This window comes from Zavarzinella formosa DSM 19928 (genome assembly GCF_000255705.1).
In the GTDB taxonomy this organism is placed as follows: domain Bacteria; phylum Planctomycetota; class Planctomycetia; order Gemmatales; family Gemmataceae; genus Zavarzinella; species Zavarzinella formosa.
Window position 1 is genome coordinate 484,302 of record NZ_JH636445.1, and the last position, 11,738, is coordinate 496,039.

Sequence of the window (11,738 nt, forward strand, 5' to 3'; positions counted from 1 at the left end):
GTGCATTCACACCACTTTTCACGTCATAATGCGTCTCCCGCCAACCCCTTTCGGAGTCGAAACGTGATCCGTGTTTTGTTGTTCTTGTTGTGTGTTCCTTTCGCCTCTTTTGCCCAAGAACTCATCCCGGTTGAAAAGGGAAAGGCCGATCCCAAAGACCCGATTGTTTGGTATGACCTTCGTTTGTCGGAGATCGAAGGGCAGGCTTGGAAAGACACCAAATCCCTCTATGACCGTTTCCCGGCACGGGCCGAGGGGAAAGTTCCCGCCAGCGTGTGGGGGCTGAGCCAGCATTCGGCGGGCCTCGCCGCCCGGTTTGTCACGGATGCGAACAGTGTTCGTGTGCGGTGGTCGCTCACGTCTGATCGGCTGGCGATGCCTCACATGCCCGCGACGGGTGTGAGCGGCGTGGATTTGTATGTCCGTTCCAACGCGGATGGCCGGTGGCATTGGGCCGGTGTGGGCCAGCCAGCCAAGAAAGAGGGAAACACCACCGCCATTTCGATGTTTCCCGGCAAAAAGGAATGCCTGCTGTATCTTCCGCTTTACAACGGCACCGCCAGCGTCGAGATCGGGCTGCCGAAAACGGCCACGCTTTCCAAAGGCCCGCCGCGCGCTCCGCAAGCCGACAAACCGATTCTCTTTTACGGCACCTCCATCACCCAAGGGGGCTGCGCGTCCCGGCCGGGGATGGTTCACACGGCGATTCTCGGCCGACGACTGGAAAGGCCGGTATTGAATTTCGGCTTCTCCGGCAGCGGCCGGATGGACGAAGGGGTCGTCGCCTTGCTCGCGGAACTCGACCCGGCGGTTTATGTGATTGATTGCCTGCCGAACATGCAGGAAAAGGAAATTGCCGAGCGAACCGCCCCGTTGGTGAACGCTCTCCGCAAGGCAAGGCCGACCACGCCCATCTTGTTGGTGGAAGACCGGACCTATGCGAATGCGACCGTCAACAAATCGCTATTGAAACGCAACCTTTCCAGCCGGGCCGCGTTTCAAGCGGAATACGCCAAACTGGTCGAGGCAAAGATTCCCGGTCTCGTTTACCTCAAAGGGGATACCCTTTTGGGAGCCGATGGGGAGGACACCGTGGATGGTTCCCACCCGACGGACTTGGGCTTCGTCCGTCATGCCGACGCTTTTGAGAAAGTCTTGCGGGAATTGTTGCCCGCCGCACCGAAGAATGGCAAATCCGAATAAATAGTCAGTCGTTGGCCCGGTGGAACTCGACGGCCCGGCTTCCCAAACGGGCCAAGAACCGGGTTTTTTGCGAGGGCGTCAGCTCGCGGATGTACCGCCGTCGCACAGCCTCCAGCCAGCGAATCTTGCGCTCCCGGTAATCGGTGATGACTCGCACCAACACCGGCCCCGGATAGTTGAACGCCGCCTGAATGCCCGATTCTAGTTTGGCGGTTGAGTCGATTTCCAGATACCCGACCCCCATCGCCTGGGCGAATGCGGAGTAGTCCATCCTCGCCAGAATGGTGGCCGTCGTGCGCAGATAAGCGGATTTCTGCAACATCTGCATGTAGTGGTAGGCTTGGTCATCAAGGATGAAAAACTTTACCGGCAGGGATTCTCGTGCCGCCGTGGAGATTTCCATCCCGGACATGAGGAAGCAACCATCTCCCGTGATGGTGACCACCGGTTTGCCCGCGTTAACCTTCTGGGCGCCGATCGCTGCCGGGATTGACCAGCCCATTGATTGATTGTCGGTCGGGTTAAAATAGGTTCGGGGCTTGCAAACGGTGAACGCCTCGGCCGCGAGATGTTCCGTGACCGTGACATCCACAAAAGTCAGGCCGTTTTCGGGCAGCAATTTTCGCAGAGCCAGGACGAAGGCCATCGGGTCGGCCCCGGTTTTGGCCTCGAACTTCGCATATCGCCGGGCGTCTTCCATTTTCTCTTTGGCGATGCACTCAACCAGCTTTGGCTGAGCCTCTCGGCCAATTTGATCGCGGAATCCGAGAGCTTTGCTCAGGTAAACACCCGCATCGGAATGCACGCATACGTCGGCCTTCACGACTTTGCCAAGGTTCGCCTGATTGGCATCCACATGGATCACTTGGGCGATCTTCGGCAACCCGTAAAACCCGGTGGAAACTTCGCTGAAGCGGACGCCGATGGCCAGCAGGATATCCACCCCGTGACACAACCCGCCAAAGGTCGCCTCGGCCGCGCCGGTTCCTTGTGCTCCGTAACCCCAGCCGACGGAAAGCGGATGATTCTCCGGGATCGCCCCTTTGCCGGACACGCTGGTGGCCACCGGAGCCTGAAGAAGCTCCGCGAGGGCGACGAGTTCGTTCGAGTGCGCCAGACAACCTTGCCCGGCATAGATGCCGACTTTTTTCCGCTTGTGCGACAGCAGTTCAATCGAGGCCAGAAACGCCGATTCGTCGAAGGGATAGCCCGGAGTCTCGGCCGGCGGGGTGTTGAAGTCGTGAACCTCAATCAGCATGGTGTAGGGGATGACAACCGCCACCGGACCGGGTTCGCCGCAGGTGGCCAAAGCGAAGGCATTGCGAACGGCCGCCGCGACTTGGCCGACGTGTTCGACATGAAACACACCCTTGGTGACCGGCTTGAGCATGGCCACTTGATCGAGGCAGTGGACCTGAAACGGCCGGAACTTTTCCCCTTGGGCGATGTCCCCGACGATGGCAACCAACGGCACCGAATCGACGAGGGCTTCCCCCAAGCCGGTGAGGGAATTGGTGACGCCGGGACCGGGAACGACGGCCAGAACGCCGGGTTTGCCCGTGCTGCGGGCGTAGCCATCGGCCATGGCCGCCGCGCTGAATTCGTGCGTGCAAAGCAGGTAGGGCAGTCCCTTGGTCTTCATCGCGTCCCAGAGTTCGTTCTCTTGGGCGCCGGGAATGCCGTACACACAATCGCAGGATTCTTGAATCAGGGCTTCGATGCAGGCCATCGCCCCGGTCATTTTCCCGGTGATCCAGCCCGGTTTGTGTTGGTGAAAGAACGCCTGTGTCTGGTTTGCTTGTGACGAAATCGCCAGCCCGCCGATGGCGGCGGCACCTTGAAGCAACGTCCGGCGTGTCAGCGGCAAATCCATGACGTCTCCGGGGAGTAGTAACGCATACCCCAGAGGTATCGGATTTTGGGAAGACTCGCTTGATTCCGAACGGGGGAATCAATCCGGGAACACTGGTGATCGGGGAAAGATGGGTGGAGGAAATGAAAAACGCGGAAGGGAATGCCCTTCCGCGTTCGCGATTGCCTGAAACATCGGCCGGATTACTTCTTGTTGGCCTTTTCGTATTCGTCCACATACTTCTTCGGGTTGGCGTTGAACTCGTCCCGGCAACCCGAGCAGCAGACATAGTAAGTCTTGCCGTTGAAGCTGACGGCCATCGTTCCGGCCCCGCCGGTGACGATGCACTCGTTCTTCTTGCCCCCCGCGAGCGAAACGCCTTCCTTCGTCAGACCCGCTTCGACGACCTTCTTGGCGACGCCGAAGCTCTTCTTTTGAAGGGCGACGTTGTACACAAACCGGGCGCCGTCGTTGTTGGTGCTCATCTCGATCGTGTATTTGTCCTTCGTCGCGGCATCGACTCGTTCAAGAACCAGCTTTTTGGCCTTAATCTCGCCGGTGAAGACCTGATCGGCTTTGCCGCCGGCGGTCTCACCGGCCGGGGTGGCGGTGAGTTGGTATTTCTTTTTGTCAGCCAGATAACGGAGGACGCCTTCGGAAAACTGCTTGCTGCCGGTGAACTTGAGTCCAAGGGCTAGGTCGTCCCCCTTGATCTTCCAGCCCCATTCGACGGTTTCTTTCCAAGTGACGTCTTTGGTTCCATCCTTCGAGGAGGCATCGCCCTTCCAACTGCCGATAAAGTCGTTCAAGGCCTGAAGGGCGGCTTTGTCGGCGGCCTTGTCAGCCGCGACGCCAGAGCCCGTCAGCACGCCAAGCAGACAGGCGACGGCCAGAAACATCCGAACGTTCATGTGGTTCCCCGGAGAAAAAGGTTGTCTCAAAATTCAATCTTGTAGGTGTTTGGACGCCCCGGATCGGTGAATCGTTCCGGGGCCGGCTCCGGTATTATGGCAGATTCAACACCGAAATGGTTGTGTCTCCGTTCGCGGTGATCAGTTTTTTGCCGTCGGCGCTGAAGACAGCGTTCCGCACTGGCGTGGGGAGAGACCAACTCCGGGCTTCCTCGCCATTCTCGAACTTCCAGAGTTTCACCTCGCCGGATGCGCTATAAGTGGCAAACCGCGAGCCATCCGGGCTGACAATCAATCCAAGCAGTTCGCTCGTCTTGAGAGCATCGAATTTTTTGACGACTTCCTTCTTCTCAATGTCGTAAATCTTCACTGTTCCATTGGTGTCGATGGCCGCCAGTTTCTTCTTGTCCGGCGAGATGCCCAAGTCGCTGAGATCCTTGTCGAAAGCCGCCCAGTCCCCGCCGACACGTTCGTTTTTGTCCAACCGCCAGACTTGCACGGAGCCGTCGCTGAAACCGAGGGCGGCCATGTCGCCGTCCACGCTAAAGGTCATGCACATCACGGCCCGGTTGAGGTCCATGCTTCGCAGCGGCTTGCCTTCCGGGTCGTAGGTTTTCACATTGTTGGTTTCATTGTCCACGCTCCGCTTGGTGTTCTGCCACACGACGAAACGATCCCCCTTCACCGTGTAGAGCATGAAGGGGAGACGCTGTTCCGTGTTGAGCGTGGCGAGCGGTTTTCGCGTCGCGGTGTCCCAAATGATGATCTTGTTGTCTTCGCCGCCGGAGATCAGTTTCTTTCCGGTGGGGTCGAATGCCAGCGAGGTGATTTCACCATCATGGCCGCCGGAGGAAGCATCCAGGGTGAAGGCTTCCGTTCCGGCAAGTGCATCCCATACTTTGATTGTCTTGTCTTCGGAACCGCTCGCCACCCAACGACCGTCCCCGCTGACGGCGATGGTGTTCAATCGGCGAGTGTGGCCGACCGGCTTGGCGGTTTCTTCGCTGCCGAGTTCCCAGATTTTCACGGTCTTGTCCACGCTTGCGGAAATCACCAGTCGGCCGTTTGGCGAAAACGCCACGGAACTCACCCAATCCTGATGTCCGCGAAGAGCCCGCAATTCCGTGCGATTCGGCCCCATGTCCCACACCCGGACGATCATGTCACCGCCGCCGGAGGCGAGCAACCGGCCGTCCGTGCTGAACGCCACGGAACTGACGGGCTTGGTTTGCCGGTTGATGTCCGTTTTGGCGGTCGTGCCGAATTCCGCGAACAAGGGGAGTGTCGGCGACATATTCCCGGTCACCGTCGCCAGGGCGGCATCGGGAAGCAAGGTCCATACTTTGATGGCCCCGTCACCTCCGCAGGTGGCCAACCGCGTGCCTTCCGGGTTGAAGGCCAACGCCCCGATTCCCGAAGTATGAGGCTGGAAAGCAAGGACTTCTTTCGCCACTTTATCCGTGATGGTAAAGAGACGCACGAAACCATCCGCGCTTCCGAGGGCGGCCAGAAGACCGTCCCCGCGAATCGCCACGGAACTGACCGGTGATTTGATCGTTGGAAACGTCGCCAACGGTTGATCGGCGTTCAGATCCCAGAGAAGGGCGGTCTTGTCGATCCCGCCGGAGAGAATGAACTTCCCGGACGGTCCGCCGACAGTCACCGCCATGATCGGGCCGGTATGTCCCTTGAGTTCTTTGAGCGGTTTGCCATCCTTGACATCCCAGACGCGGACGATTTTGTCCCCGCCCACGCTCACCAGTTTCAAACTGTCGGCGCTGAACGCAAGGGCAGTGATGGCGGCCGTGTGTCCTTCGAGTTTGTGCAGAACCTTGCCGCCGATCTCGCGGACGACAATCAACCGATCAGCCCCGGCCGAGGCGACCAGCTTGCCATCCGGGCTGACGGCGACGGTCCATACGTAAGCTTTGTGGTCGTCCAGATTTTGATGCTCGTCGGCCACCGACACTGTCCAGAATCGCAGGCTTTGATCCTTACTGCCGGAGGCGAGTGTCTTGCCGTCTGGCGAGAAGGCCAGTGTGGTCACTTCTTCCGAATGTCCGTGGAACACCCGGACCACGCGGGGGACCACGCCGGTGAGATCCCACAGGCGAATCGTTTTGTCCGTGCTGCCCGTCGCCAGGAACTTGCCGTCGGGAGTTGCCGCCAAGGCGATCACATTGCTGGAGTGTCCTTCGAGCGGGGTCGGTTTGCCGTGGCCGGGGAGGCTCTCTCCGGTCGGTCCGAGGCCGACGAACTGCTTGGCTTTGTTGTCGCTGCCGCAGGTGAAGATGATCGACGTGTCTTTGCCGAAGACCACCTGATAGGCATTTGATCCGGGGTGGGCGTCGATGCCGCTCACCAGTTGCTTCTTCTTCTCCAGCGAGGGATTCCAAATTTGAAGCTGTCCGTTGCCGTTCACCGCGGCAATCAGTTTGCCGTTCGGGCTGAATGTGACCGCGTAGACTTGGGCTTTGGCCCGATCAGCGAAATCGCCGTTCAAGTTGGCAATCATCTCGCCCTTTTCCAAATCCCACAACCGCACGCTCTTGTCGTCCGAACCGGAAACCAGCGTCTTGCCTTCGGGATGGAATGACAGACTGCTCACCGGCTTTTCATGCCCTTTCAGGGTCTTCCAAAGTTTGCCCGTGTCTGCTTCCCACACATGAATTTCATTGCCGGCCGTGCTGGCGATGTGTTTGCCATCTTTTGACCAGGCGACTGCCTTCACGGGGTCTTTCGTGCCCCGGTAACTGCGAAGTTCCCGACCGTTGCCCAAGTCCCAAACCTTGACGGTTCCGTCAAGCGAAGCGGAAGCCAGTTGGCTGCCGTCCGGCGAGTAGGCCAACCCGGTGACTTCCGCCCCGTGCCGCATCCGGGCGATGCCCAGCACGCGGTCCACGTTCGGCGGCAGGTCGGCGGGGACATAGGGAATCAACCAGCGCGCCTGACGATAGAATTTCAGGCTGTTCGCGGTGTTGCCGCCCTTTAAGGCGGTCTCGGCTCGCGAGGCCAGTTCGTCGGCGGCGAGGAGGCTGCTCTCGGGGAATTTCTTGGCGAGAGCGTCGGCTCGTTCCTGTTGGAACTTTGCCTTTAACCCGGCGGGATCGTCGGTCTTGGATTGGGCGAACAGCGGCCCGACGAGCATGGCCCCGAACAGGGCCAGGGCCAGATGGAGAAGCCGATGGCGATTCATGGGATGATCCCGGTGAGTGGCGAGGTGACGACTCTTGAGGGAAAGTATACGAGTCCCCCGGCGGGAGGGGGAACTATGTGTTCGGCGAATATGTAACGATCAGCGGAGCCTGAACCAACATCAGGGGCGATAGAGAACCTTGCCGCAATTTTGACAGGAGGAAATCCGTTCCTTTTGGATGTCCCCCATTTGTTGCTGGGTGAGATTGATCCGGCAGGCCGAACAGGAATTGTTCTCCACCGGGGCCAGTCCGTCGGCTCCGTGCGCCTTGACCAGTCGTTCGTATTGGACTTTGAACGCCGGGGGAATTTGGGCATCCTTCTCGGCGAGTTTTTTCGTCGCGTCGGCCGCCTCGACTTTCAGCCGGGCAAGTTTTTCAGCCGCCTCTTTTTCAAATGTCGCAAAGTCGGTGACGCCCTTGGCGGCGGCGGCGTCCAATGTGGGAATTTTCGCCGTGCGCTCTTCAATGTCCGTGATCGCCTCAAGGATTTCTGTTTCCAATTGGGCGATCACGGTCTTGGTGCTGTCGATATCGGCTTGTTTGGCGGCGAATTCTTTCGGCGAAGAAAGTTCGTTAAATTGCTTCTCGTGCTTGGCCAGTGTTTGTCCGGCCGCTTTCAGCCGACTCTCCAGTTCCATCTGGTGGGCCTTGCGTTTCTTTAACTCATCCTTGGCATCGCTGGCGGCTTTTTGAAGGTTGGCCAGTTTTGTTTGATGGGCCTTGAGAAGCTTGGGGGCCTTGTCAATTTCCGCTTTGGCGTCGCGGATCAGTTTGCGGAGACGGTGAATCTCATGAAGAAGCGCATTGAGCATGGATGAGACTCTTTGTCAGTGGTTTCAAGTGCCATCTTACAAGTTCCGCTTGGGAAGCAAAACCGCCGGAGATGCCACTGGCAATCGCCAATAACTTCCCCGGCTTGATGGTGGTTCAACTTGAAAATGGATGACCGGCAAACAAGTTACTGTTGCTGGCTGCCATCAAGGAAGCCCTCAAGCTGCCGGGACCGGACCGGGTGTTGCAGCTTGCGGACGGCCTTCGCCTCGATCTGCCGCACCCGTTCACGGGTGACTTTGAAGATCCGGCCGACTTCCTCAAGCGTGTAGGTATACCCGTCGCCGAGGCCGTAACGCAATTTGATGATCTCGCGTTCGCGGTAGGTCAGGGTCTTCAGGACGCCGTCGATCTTGTCCTTGAGCATTTCGTTCGTGGCCGCGCTCACCGGCGAGGCTACTGAATCGTCCTCAATGAAGTCGCCGAAGTAGCTGTCGTCCCCTTCGCCGACCGGACGGTCGAGACTGATCGGGTGACGGCTGATCTTCAACACCCGCCGGGCTTCTTCCACCGTGGTTTCGGCGGCGGCGGCCATTTCCTCGACGGTGGGTTCGCGGCCGAGCGTCTGCACCAGTTTCTTGGTGACGTTCCGCAGCTTGCTCATCGTCTCGATCATGTGGACCGGGATGCGAATCGTCCGGGCTTGGTCGGCAATGGCCCGGGTGATCGCCTGGCGAATCCACCATGTCGCGTAGGTGCTGAACTTGTAGCCGCGTTGGTATTCGTACTTGTCAACGGCCCGCATCAGACCGGTGTTTCCTTCTTGGATGAGGTCCAGGAAGCTCAGGCCACGGTTGCGGTATTTCTTGGCGATGGAGACAACCAACCGGAGGTTGCCGCCGGAGAGTTCCCGCTTGGATTGTTCGTACTCGTTGAACCGCGTGGTCATGATGCGGACGCGCTTCCGCAGACTGGCGGGTTCTTCGAGCGTCAGCCGCATGAGTTCGTTGAGTTCGCCTTCCAAGCCGAGACGGTCTTCGCGTTCCTTGGGACTGCGACATGACCGGAGGGTGTTGATCAAGTCCTCCAGTTCGGTCATCCGCTGCGAGATCTGCTCCATCTTTTTCATGAGGGGCTGGATCTTCTGCGTGCGGATGCTCAACTCTTCAATGAGCGTGACCGCTTTCTTGCGGCGGAGCTTGAGTCGGCGACGGATTTCATTCCGCTCAATGTCGGAAGTTTCCGGCGAAATGAGCAATTCAAAATCGGCCGTGTTGTGTTCCATCAGCGGTTCGATGGTTCGCAGGTTGTGCGGCATCCGCTTCAGGATCATGTCCTTTTCAAGTTTCTCCGTCTGGGAGATCTTGATGGTGCGGTCGAACGGCAGTTCCTCGGCGTGAACCCGGCGGAGGATGTCGTGGACATACCGGAGGGCGAAGTCGCATTCCAGCACTTTACGCCGGAACCACCGGCGGGTGACTTCGATCTTTTTGGCGAGGCTGATTTCGCGGGCGCGATCCAAAAGGGGAATTTCCCCCATTTGGGTCAGATACATCCGAACCGGGTCGTCGGTGTGCTTGCCGTCGCCGTCTTCGGCGAAGCTAAGTTCCGTTTCCCGCAGCGGGTCTTCTTCGGTCGGGTCGGCGGGAGGATTCTGGGCCGCGCGTTCCTCGGCCTGCTCTTCCTCAATGATGCTGATGCCGTGCTGGTCGAGCAGTTCCAAGATCTGGTCGAGGCGGTCCGGTTCCACCGTTTCGGGGGGAATCTGGCCGTTCACCTGATCCCAAGTCAGGTAGCCGCTTCGTTTGCCAAGGTCGATGAGCGACTTGAGGCTCTCATCCAATTTCAAATCCATTCCTTACCCTCCTCGCAGGCAAATCCGTTCGCCGGTCCGCCGGGTGTCGGTGAGTCACGCCGGCGGTGTCAGGACGACTGACGGCCGGACTCGGTATCGGAACCCGTCCCGTGACGGGTTTGCAATTTCCGCAACAAGTCGAGAGCGTCCTCGTGGGTGGCGGTCGAGTTCAATTGATCCCTCAATTGACCCTTGGCCAGCTCTCGTTTCCGATCGCGGAAACGGTCAAGCACGTGCCGGAGCCAGCGGCCCCGATCCGTGACCATCCTCCCTACTTCCTGCATTTCCATCGCCTTCGCGGCGAGCAGGGGATGGTTAAGCAACGCGCGGAGTCCGTCAATTTCGGGAGGCTCACCCGTCTCCCGTAGCTGATACAACCCCGCGAGGAGTTTCTGAAGGCCCGGATGCTCGATATCCTCGGGCCGAATTTCAAGGTAGGCTTCGCCGACCAGTTTTTCGTCGGCGAGCAGCAATTCCAACAGTTGTTTCTCAAGCGGGTCGGCCGGCGCGGTTCGGGTGGGTATCGTCGTCGGGGGGTCCGATTTCTCACCCGGCGGTTTGCGGGCGACTTCTTTCTTCTTGTCCGTTTTCAGTTCGCCGAATCTGGCCCAGACGGTTTCCTGTCGGAGGCCCAGTCGGTGGGCGATTCGGGTAATCAACAGTTCGTGCTTGACACGTCCGGCCTGACCGGGTAATTCGGGGGCGCCAGCCATTAATCCTAGCACCGAGTCCACAACTCGTTTCGTGTTCTCCAAACTTCCACCGGCGTTTGCGAGCGCTTGTGTGAGTTTGAATTCTAAGGCATCGACCGCCGTTCTCAAGGCCATTTGGAACGGTTCTTTGCCTTGTGCCGTCAGAAGGTCACACGGATCAAGCCCGTCGGGCAGCGTGGCGATGGCCAAATCCACATCGCAACCGATGAAGATTTCCAAGGCCCGGTCCACGCCGGTTGTCCCGCCTTCGTCCGCGTCGAACACCAGCACGACTTTCGGCACAAACCGCCGCAACTGCCGCACGTGTGATTCATTCAGGGCCGTGCCCATCGTGGCGACGACATTGGCCACGCCATGCTGATGGGCCATCATCACGTCCGTGTATCCCTCGACCACGGCCAGATACCCTTCGCTGGTTCCGGCGTGTCTGGCCAGATCCAAACCGTAGAGCAATTCTTTCTTGGAAAACAGGGGTGTTTCCGTTGAATTATAATATTTCGGTGATCTGTCAACGAGGGGACTGTCCGGCAAAATTCGGCCGCCGAATCCCACGCTCCGGCCGCGGGCGTCCCTGATGGGGAACATCACCCGGTCCTGAAACCGATTGTAATACCCCCCCTTGTTCGCTTTCTCGCCGACCAATCCCACTTCCCGCAGGATGTCGAAATCCTGCCGCGAATCCATCGCCGCCCGCACCAGCCAGTCACCGGAGGGGGGGGCGAAACCCAAGCCAAAGGCCCGCACGGTTGAGCCGGTCAGCTTCCGTTCGCCGAGGTATTTCCTCGCCCGCTCTCCAAGCGTTCTCAATCGCTCGTCGAGTTCGTTGTCTCCCTCGACTTGTTCGGCCAGCAGACATTCTTGATAAAGCCGCTCGGCCCATTTGATCGCGTCGAGTTGTTTCTGCCGCCGGATGTTCTCAACCGGGGCTTCCTCCAGATTGATCCCCGCGCGTTTGGCGAGGATCTCACGTGCCTCCAGAAAACTCACTTTCTCGAAGTCGGACACGAAGGTGAACACATCCCCTTTTTTGCCGCAGGACCAGCAACGGTAGTTCTGCCACTTGGGATCGACCTGCATTGAAGGCCGGTTGTCGTTGTGGAACGGGCAGACGCACTTGAACGCCCCGCCGCCGGGCGTGAGGGTCAGGTAGGAGCCAATGATCGCGACGATGTCGCTGGCCTCCTTCACCTGTCTCGTGAGTCCGTTCCGTTCGTCGGCCACTCGCTCACCTGGAGA

Annotated in this window: 7 protein-coding genes; 1 reads left to right on the forward strand and 6 read right to left on the reverse strand. The window is 59.0% G+C overall.

Annotated features, from left to right (window positions below):
* The first annotated feature begins 63 nt into the window (after nt 1-63).
* Nucleotides 64-1,203, forward strand: a complete 1,140-nt coding sequence (locus BGIM_RS0133920; protein ID WP_020474111.1) for an SGNH/GDSL hydrolase family protein — start codon at nt 64-66, stop codon at nt 1,201-1,203.
* A 4-nt stretch (nt 1,204-1,207) separates the two neighbouring features.
* Here the strand turns inward: BGIM_RS0133920 and BGIM_RS0133925 are convergent, their stop codons facing one another.
* The 6 genes from BGIM_RS0133925 to dnaG form a co-directional block, all read right to left on the reverse strand.
* Nucleotides 1,208-3,076, reverse strand: coding sequence for a thiamine pyrophosphate-binding protein (locus BGIM_RS0133925; protein ID WP_020474112.1), 1,869 nt, complete (start codon nt 3,074-3,076; stop codon nt 1,208-1,210).
* A 182-nt stretch (nt 3,077-3,258) separates the two neighbouring features.
* A complete protein-coding gene (locus tag BGIM_RS58755) occupies nt 3,259-3,966 on the reverse strand; it encodes a YHS domain-containing protein (protein WP_020474113.1) in 708 nt (235 codons plus the stop codon).
* Nucleotides 3,967-4,060: 94 nt separating this feature from the next.
* Nucleotides 4,061-7,162: a WD40 repeat domain-containing protein gene (locus BGIM_RS0133935; protein ID WP_020474114.1), complete on the reverse strand. Its 3,102-nt coding sequence runs from the start codon at nt 7,160-7,162 to the stop codon at nt 4,061-4,063.
* A 120-nt stretch (nt 7,163-7,282) separates the two neighbouring features.
* Nucleotides 7,283-7,975, reverse strand: coding sequence for a zinc ribbon domain-containing protein (locus BGIM_RS0133940; protein WP_020474115.1), 693 nt, complete (start codon nt 7,973-7,975; stop codon nt 7,283-7,285).
* A gap of 146 nt (nt 7,976-8,121) precedes the next feature.
* Nucleotides 8,122-9,789 (reverse strand): RNA polymerase sigma factor RpoD, encoded by a 1,668-nt coding sequence (gene rpoD / locus BGIM_RS0133950; RefSeq protein WP_020474117.1) that lies wholly within the window; start codon nt 9,787-9,789, stop codon nt 8,122-8,124.
* Between the two features lie 68 nt (nt 9,790-9,857).
* Entirely contained in the window at nt 9,858-11,723 is a 1,866-nt protein-coding gene (gene dnaG, locus BGIM_RS58760) for a DNA primase (RefSeq protein WP_157369631.1), read from the reverse strand.
* Nucleotides 11,724-11,738 lie beyond the last annotated feature (15 nt).